Genomic DNA, 15501 nt, shown 5'->3' with positions numbered 1-15501 from the left:
TCCAAATGGAGGAAGGACGGTAACGCAAGGCATCACAGTTGTAAGTCAGACCTTTCCCAAAGGTGTAACAAACGCACTCAGTGGGTCGATGACGAAGCGTCCTTCTTCGGCTCGCGGATCTTGTACCAGGCCACATAAAGCGCCGGCAGGAACAGCAACGTCAGCAACGTCGCCACCACGATCCCGCCAATCATCGCGTACGCCATCGGCCCCCAGAACACTTCCCGGGCGATGGGGATCATGCCCATGCTCGCCGCCGCCGCGGTCAGCAGGATCGGCCGGCGCCGATGCTCGGTCGCTTCGACCACCGCATCCCACGGCGCGTAACCCTTGCGCTCGAACTCATCGATCTGCGTCACCAGAATCACCGAGTTACGGATGATGATGCCGATCAGCGCGAGAATCCCCAGAATCGCCACGAAGCCCATCGGCGTGCCGGTCGGCACCAGCGCCAGCACCACGCCAATCAGTCCCAGCGGCGCAACACTCGCGACGAGGAACATCTTCTGCACGCTGTGCAACTGGATCATCAGGAAGGTCGCCATCAAAAACAGCATCAACGGCAAGACCTTGGCGATCGGTCCCTGGGCCTTGCCGCTTTCCTCGACCGTACCGCCGGTCGCGACCTTGTAGCCCACTGGCAGTTTGTCAGCGAAGGCATCAATCGACGGCTTGAGCAGTTTCACCAGGTCGGTCGGCTGGATCTCGTCGCGCACCGAGGCCTTGATGGTGATGGTCGGCAAGCGGTCGCGACGCCACACCAGCGGCTGTTCCAGTTCATAGCGCACAGTGGCGAACGCCAATAACGGTATTGATGTGCCGTTGGGCGTAACAATTTGCAGATTCTGCAGGGTTTCCGGCGTACCGCGCTCCGAATTCACCGCCCGGCCGACCACATTGATCAGGTAGATGTCGTCGTTGACCTGGGTCAGAGGCGCGCCGCTGACGATGCTGTTCATCAGGTTCGCCACGTCTTCGGACGACAGCCCGAGCTGGCGCGCCTTGTCCTGGGCGATGTCGATGCGCAGGACTTTGCCCGGCTCGTTCCAGTCGTAGATGATCTCGCCGATGTGCGAGTTCTTGTCCAGTTCGGTGGCCAGATCGATGGCGTGCTTGCGCACCTGATCGATGTCCTTGCCACTGACCCGGTACTGGATCGGCCGCCCCACCGGCGGGCCCATTTCCAGCGCCTGGACGTAACTGCCGATGCCGACGAAGTCCTTGTGCAAGCGCTCGCGCAGACGCTGACTCAGTGCCTCACGGGCCTCGAAGTCTTTGCTGACGATCACCAGTTGTGCGTAGTACGGGTTTTGCAATTGCTGGTCGAGCGGCAGGTAGAAACGGATCGCGCCCTGACCGATGTAGGTACTCCAGCGCACGATGTCCGGGTCGCCTTTGAGCGTCGCTTCGAGCTTGTCGACGGCCTTGCGTGTTTCGTCGATCGAGGCGTTTTGCGGCAGGTTGAGATCGACGAGAATTTCCGGACGATCCGAGGACGGGAAGAACTGGTTCTGCACAAAACGCATGCAAAAAACCGCCAGCACAAACAGCAGCACAGTAATGCCGATGGCCCACCAGCGATTGCGCATCGCCCACAACAGACCGCCATTGAACGCACGCCCGACGCGGCCCGGCTCGGCTTCATGGGGTTTCACGTTGGCGCTGAGAATGTGCACGCCGATCACCGGGGCGAAGAACACCGCCACCACCCACGACACCAGCATCGCCACGGCGATCACCGCGAACAGGGTGAAGGTGTACTCACCGGCGGAGCTGGCATTGAGGCCGATGGGCACAAAACCCGCGACGGTCACCAGCGTACCGGTGAGCATCGGGAACGCCGTCGAGGTGTAGGCGAACGTCGCGGCCTGCTCGCGGGTCTCGCCCATTTCCAGGCGCGTGACCATCATTTCCACGGTGATCATCGCATCGTCGACCAACAGGCCGAGGGCGATGATCAGTGCGCCGAGGGAAATCCGCTGCATGGTGATGCCGCTGTATTCCATGAACACAAAGACCATCGCCAGCACCAGCGGGATCGAGCACGCCACCACCAGGCCGGCGCGCACGCCGAGGCTGATGAAGCTGACCACCAGCACGATGATCACCGCCTCGAACAGGGCACTGGTAAAGCCACCGACCGCTTCTTCCACCACCACCGCCTGATCGGACACGGTGTGCACACCCACGCCAACCGGCAAGTCTGCGGTCAGTTCATCGATGCGCTGGTGCAACGCCTTGCCGAACTCCTGAACGTTGCCGCCCTTCTGCATGGCGATCGCCAGACCGATGGCCGGTTTGCCGTCGAAGCGGAATTCCGGGGTAGCCGGATCGGTGTAACCGCGAGTGATGTCGGCGATGTCAGCCAAACGATAGAAACGGTCGTTGAGCTTGAGATTGACCTCGGCGAGATCTTTTTCCGAGGCGAACTGCCCCGAAGTGCGCACGGAAATCCGCTCAGGGCCGGCCTCGATCACACCGGCCGGAGTTACGGCGTTCTGCGATTGCAGGCTCTGCACAACCTGACGCTGATCGATACCCAACGCCGCCAGTTTGCGGGTAGAGAAGTTCAGATAAATCACTTCGTCCTGCTGGCCGATCATTTCGATCTTGCCCAGCCCCGGTACATTGCGGATCTCGGCCCGCGCCTGCTCTACGTAATCGCGCAACTGGCGCATGGTCAGGCCGTCGGCGGTGAAGGCGTAGACCGAGCCGAACACATCACCGAACTCGTCGTTGAACCCGGGCCCTTGAATACCTTGGGGGAACTGCCCGCGAATGTCGTCGATCTTCTTGCGCACCTGGTACCAGATTTCCGGGATGTCCTTGGCGCTGGTGGTGTCGCGCAGGTACACGTACACCGTCGATTCGCCGGGGCGCGTGTAGCTTTTCACGTAGTCGAGAGAATCGAGTTCTTCGAGTTTTTTCTCGATGCGGTCGGTGACCTGCGCAAGGGTTTCTTCCTGGGTCGCGCCCGGCCATTTGGTCTGGATCACCATGGTCTTGATGGTGAACGACGGGTCTTCTTCGCGGCCCAGATTGAAGTACGAGAACACGCCCATCAGCAACGCGACGAACATCAGGTACCAGACGAATGACTGATGCTTGAGGGCCCATTCGGAGAGGTTGAAAGAGCCTTTCATTGACTGTCCTCGTCAAGTTTTACCGATTGTCCGGATTTGAGGCTGTTGACGCCGGCGCTGACCACGCGCTCGCCGTTCTTCACGCCGCCCGCGAGCACTACGCTGCTGTCGGTGCGGCTGATCACGCTGACGTCGCGGGGGCTGACGGTTTTGCTCTGGGTGTCGATGACCCAGATCCGTGGTTTGCCGTCGACCTCCTGCAAAGCGGTAGCCGGCAATTCGATGCGCGGTTTGATTGCCGAACTGAGGGTCACGCTGATCGCCGTGCCGAGGCGGAAACCGTCTGGTGTCTCGGCCAGCGTCAGGCGTGCGCGACGAGTACGCGTGGCGCTTTGCGCCTGCGGTTCGATCTCGCGAAGGGTTGCCGTGGTGTTGATGCTCGGGTCGAGTTGCCCGGCCACCAGAAACACCACGTCGGAAGGAATCTGATCGACCAGGGTGTCCGGCAGATCAATCACCGCTTCCTTGATGTCCGGTTGCGCCAGGGTCACGACCTGCTGGCCCGCCGTCACCACTTGCCCGGCTTCGGCGTTCCAGGCGGTGACCACGGCTTTATGATCGGAACGCAGTTCGGTGTAGCCGAGCTGATCCTTGCTTTGATTGACCGCCGCCCGTGCCTGGTCCAGCGAGGCCTGGGTGGTTTTCAAGTCCGTGGTGGCGATGTCCAGTTGTGCCTGCGCCCCGACGCCACGATCGAACAGCGCCTGCTGACGGCGGGCATTGGCCTGGGCATTGATCAGTTGCGCCTGAACCCTGGCCAGGTCGCCCTCGGCCGAACGCAATTGGTTCTGCTGATCAGACGGATCGAGGGTGGCGAGCAGCGTGCCCTTTTGCACTTCGGTTCCGACATCGACGTTGCGGCTGGCGATGCGGCCACCGACGCGGAAACCGGTGTTGCTTTCATAACGCGCCTGGATGCTGCCGGCGAAACGCCCCAGGCTTTCCTCGCTCAACGTTTGAACCTTGACCGATAACACCGGACGTACCGGCTCCGGAGGTGGCTCGCTTTTCGAGCAGGCCGCCAGCAACACACCCACGGACAACAGCCCCAGACGCTTCATGGCTGTGCTCCCGGTTGCAGATCCTTGTAGGTGTTTTCAGCGATTTCGACTTTCATGCCGGGATGCAACAACTGCCCACCGGCGACAATGACTTTTTCCCCGCCCTTGAGGCCTTCGCTGATGATGACCTTGCCAATCAGGTAGCGGCCGACGGTCACGTTGTGCAACTGCGCCTCACCTTTATCGTCGACCATCCACACCGCCGGATCACTGATGTTTTTGGTCAGCGCTGACCATGGCAATTCGACTGCCGACTTGCCGCTCCCCTTAGCGGTGGCGCTGACCACCGAGCCCAGCTGCATCCCTTGTGGCAAGCTGTCGAGGCTGACTTTGACTTGCACCGTGCCGGACTGCGCCGACACCGCCGGGGTGATTTCACGCACCGTGCCGGTGGTTTTGATGGCAGGGTTATCGAGCAGGCTGACGACAATCGACGGATCCGCAGGACGCTCGGCCAGCAGCGATTCGTAGACGTTGAACACCGCGTCACGGTCGCCGTCGCGGGCCAGCGAAAAAATCGGCGCCGTGGCCTGCACAACCTGGCCGACTTCGGCCTGACGCTCGGTAATCACGCCCGGCGCATCGGCAATCAACGCGGTGTAGCTGAGCTGGTCCTTGGCGTTGGCCAATTGCGCCTGCGCCGCGCTCAAGGCGCTTTGGCTGCTGCGCAACGCGGCTTGGGCGGAATCGTACTCGCTCTGGCTGGTGTAGCCCTTGGGCAGGAGTTTTTGCTGGCGCACGAACGCCGCGGCGCTCTGTTTCACCCGGGCTTGTTCAGCGACCACCTGGGCTTGAGCCGAATCGACGTTGGTCTGCAAATCCTTGGGGTCGAGTTTGGCCAGCACTTGTTTGGCGGTGACGCGATCGCCGACGTCGACCATGCGCTGGATGATCTTGCCGCCGACGCGGAACGACAGTTCAGTCTGCACGCGCGCCTGCACGTCCCCGGTCAATGTCACCGCAGCCGCGTAATCCGTGGGCTTGACCTCTTGTACAAAAACCCGTGGCAGGTACTCAGCGGGGGCTTTTTTCTCGCCGCAAGCGGTCACCAAGGTGAGCAGACTCAGCACGACCGCTGTTTTCAAACCGGTACTCGCCATGCAGACTCCTTCCTGTGTACGAACGTGCAAGTGACGATACGACTGTGAGCTTAGAACAGGGTTCCGCCTTCGCCTGCGCGATCACAACATTTCCCTGTAGGAGCCTTCGGCAGCTCCTACAATGGGCGCCTCAAGAGAAGGAATTCCATGCTCAACACTCTGGCAGTGGCCAATTACCGCTCGATCAATAAATTGGTGATCCCGCTCGGCCGACTGAACTTGATCACCGGCCCCAACGGCAGCGGCAAGTCCAACCTCTACCGGGCCTTGCGCCTGTTGGCGGAAACCGCACAGGGTGGCGTAGTCAATGCGCTGGCCCGTGAAGGCGGACTGGAGTCGACCTTCTGGGCCGGGCCGGAAACCATCAGTCGACGTATGCGCAACGGCGAAGTGCCCATTCAGTCGACGGTGCGCCAGGGGGTGAAGCGACTGCGCCTGGGGTTCGCTGGGGAAGATTTCAGTTATTCGATCAGCCTCGGGCTGCCCGATTCCAACGGTCACTTCATGCTGCCCGAGCATTCGCGACCAATCCCTTCGCGCTTCAGCCTCGACCCGCAGATCAAGCGCGAATGCATCTGGGCCGGCGCGCTTTACCGCCCCGCCAGCCTGCTGGTCGATCGCGACGGCCCGATGATCCGCGCACGCACCGAACGAAAATGGGATGTGCTGGCGCAACACACGCCGAACTTTGACAGCCTGTTCGATCAGGTCGGCAGCCTGCGCAGCTCGCCGGAAGTGTTTCAGATGCGCGAGTTCATTCGCCGCTGGCGCTTTTACGATCACTTTCGCAGCGATGCCGATGCACCGGTGCGCCAACCGCAACTGGGCACGCGCACGCCGGTGCTGCATCACGACGGTCGGGATCTGGCGGCGGCGTTGCAGACCATCATCGAGATTGGTGATGGGGATGCGATGCGTGCGGCGATTACCGATGCGTTTCCTGGCGCGCGGGTGCATATCGAAGCGCAGGCCGGTGGACGGTTTGCCATCGAGTTTTATCAGGAAGGCTTGTTGCGGCCGTTATCGGCGGCGGAGTTGTCGGACGGGACGCTGCGCTATCTGCTGCTGGTCGCGGCATTACTGACGCCACGGCCACCGTCATTGATGGTACTGAACGAACCGGAAACCAGTCTGCACCCGGATCTGTTGCCGGCGTTGGCGCGCTTGATCATTCGTGCGTCTGAGCAGTGTCAGGTGTGGGTGGTGTCGCATGCGCGGCGGTTGATTTCAGCGTTGCAGGAAGACCCGGAGTGCAATTGCATTGTGCTGGAGAAGACACTGGGGCAGACCGGGATTGTCGGGCAGCGGGTGCTGGATGAACCGGCGTGGCATTGGCCGGATTGAGCGTTTCAGCCAAAAGCCCCTCACCCTAACCCTCTCCCCGAGGGAGAGGGGACTGACCGAGTTGTTCTTTCGAACTACGCCGACGTGAAATTCCTGAGCTGAACTCAAGTTTTGAAAGGCATGAGGATCGGCTCCCTCTCCCTCGGGAGAGGGCTGGGGTGAGGGGCAGGCCTCACCACCGACTCAACAGACAATCACCCCTGCCACTTGCCACCCTCGACAATCACGCTCTCAGGCCTGGTGTCATCGCTCAGTTCTTTACGCACGTATTGGTCGTACAGCTTGAGCAGATACTTCTCTTCACCCAACTTCGTCAGCTCGGTATTCACCCAGTCACGCAACTCGATATTGCCCTTCTTCACCGCCGGCGCAATTGGCGCTTCAGCCCCCAGCTTTTCATCGAGCACGCGATAGCCCGGGTTCTGCTTGGCCCAGCTGAACAGCACCAGATTGTCCTGCGCATAGGCATCACCACGACCATTGGCCAAGGCTTGCAGCGACTCGGAATTTTTCTCGAACTTCAGCAGCTTCCAGTTCGGGTGATTCTTGGTCAGCCAGATATCGGCAGTCGTGCCCGTGGTGACGATGGTGGTGCGCGTCGCCAGATCATCGAGGTTTTTCACCGAGCTGCTTTGCGGTACCAGCGCCTGCACCGCAACCTTGAGATTCGGATTGGTAAATTCCACCGCTTCCTTGCGCTCAGGCGTCACGGTCATGTTGGCGAGGATCAGATCGACCTTGTCGCTTTGCAGGAACGGAATACGGCTCGCCGGCTCGACGGCAACGAACTCGACCTTGTTTTCATCGCCGAGCAGATCCTTGGCGAAACGGCGGCCGATATCAGTATCGAAGCCGACGTAGCGCCCCGCTTCATCGACAAAGCCGAACGGTGGCTTGTCGGTAAAGACGCCGACGATCAGTTTGTCGCGAGCCTTGATCTTGTCCAGGTAACCAGCCGGCGCAGTGCTTTCGCTGGCGACTTTCGGCTTCGGCGGTTCTTCGGTTTTGCTGCAACCGGCGAGCAAGACTAGGCTGAGCAGGGGCAGTAAAAAAGCGGCAGTTTTCATAACAGTTCCAGTTCCTTTGTCGGATTCGTTTTTGGCAGTGTTGCCACGAAGGAGAACTTCTCCAGAAACTGCTGCGCGCGTGCGGTTTGCGGGTTCGTAAAGAAAATCTCGGGCGGGTTCTGTTCAAGGATGCGCCCGGCATCCATGAACACGATGCGGTCGGCCACCGCGCGGGCGAAGGCCATTTCATGGGTGACGATCAACAGGGTCATGCCCTCACGAGCGAGGCCCTGAATGACCTGCAAAACTTCCTTGACCATCTCCGGGTCGAGGGCGGCGGTGACTTCATCGAAGAGCATCACCCGTGGATTCATGCATAGCGAACGGACGATGGCGATACGTTGCTGCTGACCACCGGAGAGCTGACGCGGGAAGGCGTCACGCTTGTCCGCCAGCCCCACGCGTTCGAGCAACGCTTCGGCTTGTTGCTGCGCTTCGCGGCGCTGACGTTTTTGCACCTTCAGCGGCCCAAGCAGCAGATTGTCGAGCACGTTCATGTGCGGGAACAGGTGATAACTCTGAAAGACCATGCCGATCTGCTGGCGGATGTCGCGCCAGTCAGTGACCTTGTCCAGCAGCTCTCGGCCGAGAAACTTCAGGCTGCCGCTGTGGGCCTCTTCCAGACCATTGAGGCAACGCAGCAAAGTGCTTTTGCCGCAGCCGCTGGGGCCGAGGATGACGATCACTTCGCCGCTCTGCACCTGCAGATCGATGCCGTTAAGCACCTGCTGCTCACCATAGAATTTGTTGAAGCCGTGAAACTCGATCAATGCGCTCATGCTTGCGTCCAGCGCCGCTCCAGCACGCGCGAGGCGGCCGAGAGCGGGTAGCAGATGAAAAAGAAAAACAGAAACAGCGCGCCGTAGATCAGCACCGATTCGTAAGTGCGCTCGATGATCTGCTGGCCGACCTTGATCACGTCGACCACACCGATCAGCACCGCCAGCGAGCTGGTCTTGATGATCCGTGTGTAGACGTTGATGGTCGGCGGCGTCATGCGTTTCAGTGCTTGCGGCAGCAGCACGTAGCCGTAGAGTTGCGCGGCGTTCAGACCTATCGACAGCCCCGCTTCACGCTGCCCGCGTGGCAACGAATGCAATGCGCCGCGCGCCACCTCGCCGACCTCGCTGGCGCCCCACAGCGACAGCACCAGCACCGCGCACCAAAAGCTGGGAATGCTCAGGCCGAAGAAAATCGGCAGACCGAAGAACAGCAGGTACAACCAGACCAGTACCGGAATCGCCCGGAACAGCTCCAGATACACCCGCAAAATCGCGTTGAGCCACGTCACGTTCAACGTGCGCAACACACCGTAGAGCACGCCACCGACGGTGCTGATGGCGATGCTCAGAAACGAGATCGACAAGGTTTGTCCGGCGCCCTTGGCCAATTGCGGCAACGACACCCAGAGCAGTTCAAGACCCGAACTGGCCATGCTGGAGCCTCCTTTCCAGACGGCTGAGCAATAGCGACAGCGGCAAAAACAGCAGCACGCAGATCAGCGTCAGCACGGCGAGCATTTCGTAGGTTTTGTAATAGAGCGCGATGTAGCTCTTGGTGGTGTAGAGAATTTCCGGCACCGCCACCGCCGAGACCACGGTGGTTTCCTTGAGCAGGAAAATGAAATTGGCGAATAGCGATGGCAAGCTGAGGATCCCCGCTTGCGGCAGGATCACGTAACGCAACAATTGGCCGTGGGACAGACCGATGGAGCGCCCCGATTCCAGTTGCGCCTGCGGCACCGCATCGACGCCCGCACGCAGCACTTCGGTGAGATAGGCGCCGCCGAGGAAGGTCATGGTGATGATCGCGGCAGTGAAACCGGACACCTGAATCCCCACTGCCGGCAAGGCGAAGTAGACGAAAAACAACTGGATCAGCAGCGGCGTGTTGCGCGCCAGTTCCACGTACAGGCCCACCAGTTTTTGCAGGTACGGCGTGCGGAACACCAGAATCGTCGCGTTGAGCAGCGCCACCAGCAACGAGGTGCCAATGGCGATGAATCCGACCTGCAGCGTCACGCCCACGGCTTTGAGAAACGCCGGCAGGGTGCTGAGGATAAATGCGTAATCGAAAGTCATGAAACGTCCTGGACGCCGCTCGGTAAGCGACGGTGGTGCAGTCCGTGGACAGCGGATGGCTGTCCCGCAAGCACCGACTTTATAGGTATAAAAACAAGAATTTAAATACCGTTAAAGCATATTGATATCACCCAAAAAACTATCCTGTGGGTTTGCCGGGAAGGAATAAGAAGGCTATTTTCCTTTGCGCTGTAGGACGGATCTTTTTTTCACGAAAGCCCTCCAAGGATGAACAGCTTTTGGCCAGACTCTCCCGGCCAACCCCATAACAAGGAAGAAAACATGGACGTAAAAGTGCCGCAGCGACTGGATCCGCAAGAGATTGTGAAATTGTTGGTGGCGTTGAGGCGGGCGTTGAAGGCTGCAGCGTAAGTCAAAAGCCCCTCACCCCAGCCCTCTCCCTCTGGGCGGTCCGACGTTTCGGGAGGGTTAGGGTGAGGGGCTTTTTCAACGCACACACAAAAACGCCGATGCCCATCACTGGTCATCGGCGTTTTCACACCTTGAAGGGGTTCACTCAAGCGTCAGATCAGAACGCCGGCAGTACCGCACCGTTGTACTTCTTCTCGATGAACGCTTTGACTTCCGGGCTGGTCAGGGCTTTGGCCAGTTTCTGGATCGCGTCGCTGTTCTTGTTGTCCTCACGGGCCACCAGGAAGTTCACGTATGGCGAGTCAGCGCCTTCGATCACCAGCGCATCCTTGGTCGGATTCAACTTGGCTTCCAGCGCGTAGTTGGTGTTGATCATGTCCAGATCAACTTCCTTCAGAACGCGTGGCAGCAGGGCCGATTCCAGTTCCTTGAACTTGAAATTGTGCGGGTTCTTGGCGATGTCTTTCGGCGTGGCCAGCGCGTTTTTCGGATCTTTCAGTTCGATCAGGCCAGCCTTCTGCAGCAGGATCAGCGCACGGCCGCTGTTGCTGCCTTCGTTCGGGATGGCGATGGTCGCGCCGTCCGGCAGTTCAGCCAGGGTCTTGTATTTGCTCGAGTAGCCACCGAACGGTTCAACGTGCACGCCCTGCACAGTCACCAGGTACTTGGACTTGTCGTCCTTGTATTTGCCCTGGTTGAAGCTGTTCAGGTACGGCAGGGTCTGGAAGTAGTTAGCGTCCAGACGCTTTTCGCCAACCTGTACGTTCGGCTGAACGTAGTCGGTGAAGACTTTGATTTCCAGATCCACGCCTTCTTTGGCCAGGGTCGGTTTGATCAGCTCAAGGATTTCAGCGTGCGGCACCGGGGTCGCGGCAACCACCAGTTTCTCGCCGGCATTGGCCAGGGAAGCAGTCAGAGCAGCCGCCAATGCGGTAAACAACAGAACCTTTTTCATGCAGTGTCCTTATCGAAAATCACGGTCGTCATCGACGACGGCATTAATACGTGTGCCAGTGAAGTGATATCGCTGGCGTGGGTCGGACAATACCGTGATTTTTTATTCCCGGACAATAACGTTTATTCAGCTTCATATTCCATTTTGTTCATGTTGAACGAAACGGTTACAACGTCTCACTCAAACGAATCAGCAAATCTTTCAAGGCCTTACGCTCATCGACGCTGCCGCCGATGTTGATTTGTGCAACCAGCCGCTCGATCTGAAGCTGCGGGCCAGACACCTCGGGCAGATTCAGGTGCTCCGGCAGAATCTCGTCGCCGGTACTCACCAGCAAGGCAAAGTGAATGACATTTTCCAGCTCGCGGGTGTTGCCCGGCCAACTGTGTTGTTCGAGCACGTGCTGCGCCGCTTCGCTGATCAGCGGCACGGGCAAGTCGAGGCGCTGGCTGTAAATGCCGAGGAAATACTCGGCCAGCGAAAGAATGTCGCCGATGCGCGCGCGCAAGGCGGGCAATTCCAGTTGCCCATCGCTCAGGTAGTGATAGAGCCGCTCATGAAATTTGCCGGCGTCCACCGCTTGCGCCAGATCGATGCTGGTCGCCGCCACCAGGCGCACATCCACTGGACTAGGCTGCGGCGCACCAACCCGGGTGACTTCGTGGTTCTCCAAAGCCGCCAGCAATTTGATCTGGATCGGCAGCGGCAAATCGCCGATTTCATCAAGGTACAAGGTGCCGCCATTGGCCGAACCGAACCATCCGGCGCGACTGCTGGCCGAACCGCTGTAGGTGCCAGCGGCATAGCCGAACAGTTCGGCATCGGCGTAAGTGGGGCTGATGGCGCCGCAATTGACCGAGACGAATAAGCCGCTGCGATCACTGGCGCGATGGATGTGCCGGGCGAGCAATTCTTTACCTGTCCCCGTCTCACCGCGAATCAATACTGAAATCGCACGCGGGGCTAATAGCTCCAACTCCTCGCGCAACTGACGCGAGCGCGGGTCGACAAAAACCAGCGCTTTGGCACGAATGCTCAGGGGGCTTTTTTCAGCGTCGGGAAAGGTCAGCAATGGCTGACCGAATGTTTCAAAACTCATGGCAGACTCCCGCCCAAAACCGCCGGCAGACGGGGGCGTTGAAAGAAATAAAAATCAGGCGCGGCGGCGGGCGTGGTGTTCCATGCGGTTTTGCAGGCGATAGAGATAAGCAAAACCCTGCTCCCAGCGCTGATGCCCGGACTTGACGTTGATGTGTCCGGCACCGGCGAGAATCCCCGCCTCGGCGCCCCAGTTGCGCGCCAGCTCCAGCGCGCGCGACGCACTCACGGCAGCATCGTTGTCGGAGCTGACCACCTGGCTTGGAAATGGCAGCAGATCGGTCGGAATCGGTGCGAAGTTGCGCAGTGCCGGGGCGCAGGCCGGGCGTTCGACATCCGCTGGCGCAACCAGCAAGGCCCCGCGGACCTGACGCAGGTATTGCAGCGGCGCAGTGGCTGCCCAGTGGGCAACGGTAACGCAGCCGAGGCTGTGCGCGATAAGGATGACGGGCGTGCTGTCGGCAGCAATCGCCTCGGCCAGTGCCGCGACCCAGTCTTCTCGACGCGGCGTCAGCCAGTCGGCCTGCTCGACCCGCGCACTGTTCGGCAGGCTGTTCTGCCAGTGGCTTTGCCAATGATCTTCTGGCGATCCTTGCCAGCCCGGCACAATCAGGTAGCGGATTGATTCGTTGCGCATGGGGAGCTCTCCTGCGTCGTGTCTGTTCCTGAACGAGTATAGGGAGGGGATTTATATTCGTTAAGGAATAAGAAGCTATTTATTAAGACCTGAATTGAATATGAGATGTGTGCATGGCTTGAAATCTTTTCCCCCTCACCCCAGCCCTCTCCCCCAAGGGGGCGAGGGGGAAGGGAGCCGATCACCTGGCCTTTCAAATCCGGAGTTCGACTGGGTATTTCAGGTCGGCGTATAGCGGCCAAACAACGCGGTCAGTCCCCTCTCCCTCCGGGAGAGGGCTAGGGTGAGGGGCTTTTCTCCCTGCCAGAAATAAAAAAAGGGCCGCACCCTGCCAAGGAGACGGCCCCGGAAAAACATGAAATCTGTTACCGCGCAGTAATCACCGACAACTTGGTAATCCCCGCCCGTTCAATCGAAGCCATGGCCCGTGCCACTTCGCCGTAGTTCACCCCGTCATCGGCCTGCAATTGCACGCGCACTTCCGGGTCCTTGGCCTTGGCCGACTTGAGGTTGAATTCCAGCAAGTCCGCTTGAATCTCATCCTTGTTGATAAACAGTTTGCCCGCGCCGTCGATGCTCACCACCAGCGGATCCTTCTGCTCGACCGGCGCCACCGCTTCGGTCTTCGGCAGGTTGATCGGGATCGCGTTGGTCAGCAGCGGCGCGGTGACGATAAACACCACCAGCAGCACCAGCATCACGTCCACCAGCGGCGTCACGTTGATCTCGCTGAGTACCTCATCACTGTCTTGCGTGGAGAAGGCCATATCAGGACGCCTCCTTCACTTTTGCCGAGTTGCCGGTTGCGGCGATCTTGTGCGCGGTCGGATGGATCAACACGCGGAACGCACTCTTCTGCGCCAGGCTGTAGAAGTCGTGGGCGAAGTCATCCAGATCCGCCGCCGTCAGTTTCAACCGACGCAAAAAGTAGTTGTAAACCAGCACCGCTGGCACCGCGACGGCGATCCCCACACCCGTGGCGACCAGTGCCGCACCGATCGGCCCGGCCACCGTTTCCAGGCTCGCCGAACCGGCCGCGCTGATGCCTTTCAACGCTTCCATGATTCCCCACACCGTGCCGAACAAACCAATGAACGGCGAGGTGCTGCCAATACTGGCGACTACTGCCAAGCCTGTTTCCAGCGAGCGGCGTTCGCGGACAATCTGCTGACGCAGGGCGCGCTCCAGTCGATCCTGATGGTTGATCGCCTGGCTCAAATCATTGGCCTGTGGCGCCTCGCCTACCTGAATCGCCGCGTAACCGGCTTGTGCCACCCGCGCCGCAGCGCCGGGTTGGGTCTCGCTCAATTCAGCGGCGGAATCCAGACTCGACGCCGCCCAGAAACGTTTATGAAAACGCCGGTCCTGTGCCTTCAGACGTCCGAACTGCACAGCCTTGAGCAATGCCAGGCCCCAGGTGGCGACGGAAAAAACCACCAGCAGCCAGATCACCGCGCTTTCGATGGATTCCAGTGGAGATGCCAGTAACGTCATGATGTATTCCCTCGTGTAAACATTTCGCGCGAATTTGGTTTCGGTTTAATGAATCTTGAAATCGATGGGCACGCTGACCCAGCCGTCCTGGGCGACATCACCCTGCTTGGCCGGGACAAAACTCCAACGCTTCACGGCGTTCAGCGCTGCGTCGTCGAGCTGTTGCCGGCCACTGCTTTTGGCTATCTGGATCTCACCCGGTTTACCGCTGGCAAGCACATGCACGCGCAGCAACACCGTGCCTTCCCAACCGCGACGCTGAGCCAGCGACGGATATTCCGGTGCCGGGTTTTTCAGGTACGCGGCATTTGCCGAGGCCGGGGTTACCGGTGCCGGCGCGGGAGGTGCAGGTGGCGCTGGCGCCGCAACCGGGGCTGCCGGTTGTGGCGGCGCCGGTGGTTGCTCGACGGCTTTCGGCGCTGGCTTGGGTGCCTGTTTAACCACCGGCTTGGGTTTCAGAACCGGTTTTGGCGGCGGTGGTTTTACCGCCAATTCGTCTTCCACTGGCGGTGGTGGTTCAACCACTGGCGCAGGTGGCGGCGGCTCGACTACCGGTGGCGCTGGTGGTGCCGGGCGCGAGAACTCGATGGTCATCGGCGGAATTTCCGGTGGCACGATCGGCAGCACTGGCGTCGGCTTCTGGCTGATCCAGTAGATCACCGCGCCGTGCACCACCAATGCGAGCACGCCGAGCAGAATAGTTTCGCGCCGACTCAGAATTCCCTTGGGCGCACGCTGCAAACGCAACTGCCCCAACGGCACACGATGCGGCCGGCCGAGATCGACCAATTCGCCACCCGGCGTCTGCCGCCACAGCAATTCCTCTGCGCTGGCGGCGGTCTGGACATTGCCCATTGATTCACTCCCTGCGGTCTTTTTGCGTTCTCTACAAAAACTGCCGATCAACCGTTTTGTTGAATCCCCCACGGTGGATCGTTGGGTGAATCATTGGGCTTGAAGCTTATCTCCGAAAGTAACCTTTCAAGTTATATATAGACCATTTGGCTATATTAAAATTGATCATTTCTCGCAAAGCCACGCCAATCAAGGGCCGTAGCCCAGCGCCAAAAACGCCATGCTTTTCAAGCATTAAAAGTATTCGCTGAAGGTATGGGGCAGCCCTACATTCCTGCTTACAACAATCAAGTT

Annotated in this window: 14 protein-coding genes; 1 reads left to right on the top strand and 13 read right to left on the bottom strand. The window is 59.6% G+C overall.

Going from position 1 to position 15501, the window contains the following annotated elements; translation table 11 throughout:
* Positions 1-77: 77 nt before the first annotated feature.
* From HUW52_RS02225 to HUW52_RS02215, 3 genes are read right to left on the bottom strand one after another with little or no spacing between them, the layout of a single operon-like run.
* Positions 78-3143, bottom strand: coding sequence for an efflux RND transporter permease subunit (locus HUW52_RS02225; RefSeq protein WP_016985628.1), 3066 nt, complete (start codon positions 3141-3143; stop codon positions 78-80).
* Positions 3140-4204, bottom strand: a complete 1065-nt coding sequence (locus HUW52_RS02220) for an efflux RND transporter periplasmic adaptor subunit (RefSeq protein ID WP_175552865.1) — start codon at positions 4202-4204, stop codon at positions 3140-3142. Before HUW52_RS02220 ends, HUW52_RS02225 begins: the two co-directional genes overlap by 4 nt.
* On the bottom strand, positions 4201-5304 hold the full coding sequence (locus HUW52_RS02215; RefSeq protein WP_175552864.1) for an efflux RND transporter periplasmic adaptor subunit: 1104 nt from the start codon (positions 5302-5304) through the stop codon (positions 4201-4203). Before HUW52_RS02215 ends, HUW52_RS02220 begins: the two co-directional genes overlap by 4 nt.
* A gap of 147 nt (positions 5305-5451) precedes the next feature.
* Between HUW52_RS02215 and HUW52_RS02210 the strand changes: the two genes are divergently transcribed.
* Positions 5452-6648: an AAA family ATPase gene (locus tag HUW52_RS02210; RefSeq protein WP_016985631.1), complete on the top strand. Its 1197-nt coding sequence runs from the start codon at positions 5452-5454 to the stop codon at positions 6646-6648.
* Between the two features lie 194 nt (positions 6649-6842).
* Here the strand turns inward: HUW52_RS02210 and HUW52_RS02205 are convergent, their stop codons facing one another.
* The 10 genes from HUW52_RS02205 to HUW52_RS02160 form a co-directional block, all read right to left on the bottom strand.
* Positions 6843-7715, bottom strand: a complete 873-nt coding sequence (locus HUW52_RS02205) for a transporter substrate-binding domain-containing protein (RefSeq protein WP_175552863.1) — start codon at positions 7713-7715, stop codon at positions 6843-6845.
* Complete coding sequence (locus HUW52_RS02200; RefSeq protein WP_016985633.1) at positions 7712-8494, bottom strand: amino acid ABC transporter ATP-binding protein; 783 nt, start codon at positions 8492-8494, stop codon at positions 7712-7714. The genes HUW52_RS02205 and HUW52_RS02200 overlap by 4 nt, the downstream gene beginning before the upstream one ends.
* Positions 8491-9150: an amino acid ABC transporter permease gene (locus HUW52_RS02195; RefSeq protein WP_007918714.1), complete on the bottom strand. Its 660-nt coding sequence runs from the start codon at positions 9148-9150 to the stop codon at positions 8491-8493. The genes HUW52_RS02200 and HUW52_RS02195 overlap by 4 nt, the downstream gene beginning before the upstream one ends.
* Positions 9131-9796 carry an amino acid ABC transporter permease gene (locus tag HUW52_RS02190; protein ID WP_008083580.1) on the bottom strand — a complete coding sequence of 222 codons (666 nt, stop codon included), beginning with the start codon at positions 9794-9796 and terminating at the stop codon, positions 9131-9133. The genes HUW52_RS02195 and HUW52_RS02190 overlap by 20 nt, the downstream gene beginning before the upstream one ends.
* A 529-nt stretch (positions 9797-10325) precedes the next feature.
* The gene (locus HUW52_RS02185; protein WP_016985636.1) at positions 10326-11123 is read right to left on the bottom strand and encodes a MetQ/NlpA family ABC transporter substrate-binding protein; all 798 of its coding nucleotides are present in this window, start codon (positions 11121-11123) and stop codon (positions 10326-10328) included.
* A 166-nt stretch (positions 11124-11289) separates the two neighbouring features.
* Entirely contained in the window at positions 11290-12222 is a 933-nt protein-coding gene (locus HUW52_RS02180) for a sigma 54-interacting transcriptional regulator (RefSeq protein ID WP_175552862.1), read from the bottom strand.
* A 54-nt stretch (positions 12223-12276) separates the two neighbouring features.
* Positions 12277-12858 (bottom strand): alpha/beta hydrolase, encoded by a 582-nt coding sequence (locus HUW52_RS02175; RefSeq protein WP_016985638.1) that lies wholly within the window; start codon positions 12856-12858, stop codon positions 12277-12279.
* Between the two features lie 365 nt (positions 12859-13223).
* Positions 13224-13625, bottom strand: a complete 402-nt coding sequence (locus HUW52_RS02170; RefSeq protein WP_105708576.1) for a biopolymer transporter ExbD — start codon at positions 13623-13625, stop codon at positions 13224-13226.
* A 1-nt stretch (position 13626) separates the two neighbouring features.
* Positions 13627-14352 carry a MotA/TolQ/ExbB proton channel family protein gene (locus HUW52_RS02165; protein WP_175552861.1) on the bottom strand — a complete coding sequence of 242 codons (726 nt, stop codon included), beginning with the start codon at positions 14350-14352 and terminating at the stop codon, positions 13627-13629.
* Positions 14353-14397: 45 nt separating this feature from the next.
* Positions 14398-15207 (bottom strand): energy transducer TonB, encoded by an 810-nt coding sequence (locus HUW52_RS02160; protein WP_175552860.1) that lies wholly within the window; start codon positions 15205-15207, stop codon positions 14398-14400.
* Positions 15208-15501: the final 294 nt, after the last annotated feature.

The sequence above is a fragment of the Pseudomonas sp. 43A genome (assembly GCF_013363935.1).
Taxonomy (GTDB): domain Bacteria; phylum Pseudomonadota; class Gammaproteobacteria; order Pseudomonadales; family Pseudomonadaceae; genus Aquipseudomonas; species Aquipseudomonas crudilactis.
The sequence above is the reverse complement of the archived record's forward strand: the minus strand, read 5'-3'. Positions and strand labels throughout refer to the sequence as shown.

Bases quoted from the DNA above. Each gene is read 5' to 3' on its own strand.
- HUW52_RS02220 (WP_175552865.1), bottom strand. From the start codon at position 4,204: ATGAAGCGTCTGGGGCTGTTGTCCGTGGGTGTGTTGCTGGCGGCCTGC.
- HUW52_RS02185 (WP_016985636.1), bottom strand. From the start codon at position 11,123: ATGAAAAAGGTTCTGTTGTTTACCGCATTGGCGGCTGCTCTGACTGCT.
- HUW52_RS02225 (WP_016985628.1), bottom strand. From the start codon at position 3,143: ATGAAAGGCTCTTTCAACCTCTCCGAATGGGCCCTCAAGCATCAGTCA.
- HUW52_RS02165 (WP_175552861.1), bottom strand. From the start codon at position 14,352: ATGACGTTACTGGCATCTCCACTGGAATCCATCGAAAGCGCGGTGATC.
- HUW52_RS02190 (WP_008083580.1), bottom strand. From the start codon at position 9,796: ATGACTTTCGATTACGCATTTATCCTCAGCACCCTGCCGGCGTTTCTC.
- HUW52_RS02160 (WP_175552860.1), bottom strand. From the start codon at position 15,207: ATGGGCAATGTCCAGACCGCCGCCAGCGCAGAGGAATTGCTGTGGCGG.
- HUW52_RS02215 (WP_175552864.1), bottom strand. From the start codon at position 5,304: ATGGCGAGTACCGGTTTGAAAACAGCGGTCGTGCTGAGTCTGCTCACC.
- HUW52_RS02195 (WP_007918714.1), bottom strand. From the start codon at position 9,150: ATGGCCAGTTCGGGTCTTGAACTGCTCTGGGTGTCGTTGCCGCAATTG.
- HUW52_RS02200 (WP_016985633.1), bottom strand. From the start codon at position 8,494: ATGAGCGCATTGATCGAGTTTCACGGCTTCAACAAATTCTATGGTGAG.
- HUW52_RS02170 (WP_105708576.1), bottom strand. From the start codon at position 13,625: ATGGCCTTCTCCACGCAAGACAGTGATGAGGTACTCAGCGAGATCAAC.
- HUW52_RS02205 (WP_175552863.1), bottom strand. From the start codon at position 7,715: ATGAAAACTGCCGCTTTTTTACTGCCCCTGCTCAGCCTAGTCTTGCTC.
- HUW52_RS02175 (WP_016985638.1), bottom strand. From the start codon at position 12,858: ATGCGCAACGAATCAATCCGCTACCTGATTGTGCCGGGCTGGCAAGGA.
- HUW52_RS02210 (WP_016985631.1), top strand. From the start codon at position 5,452: ATGCTCAACACTCTGGCAGTGGCCAATTACCGCTCGATCAATAAATTG.
- HUW52_RS02180 (WP_175552862.1), bottom strand. From the start codon at position 12,222: ATGAGTTTTGAAACATTCGGTCAGCCATTGCTGACCTTTCCCGACGCT.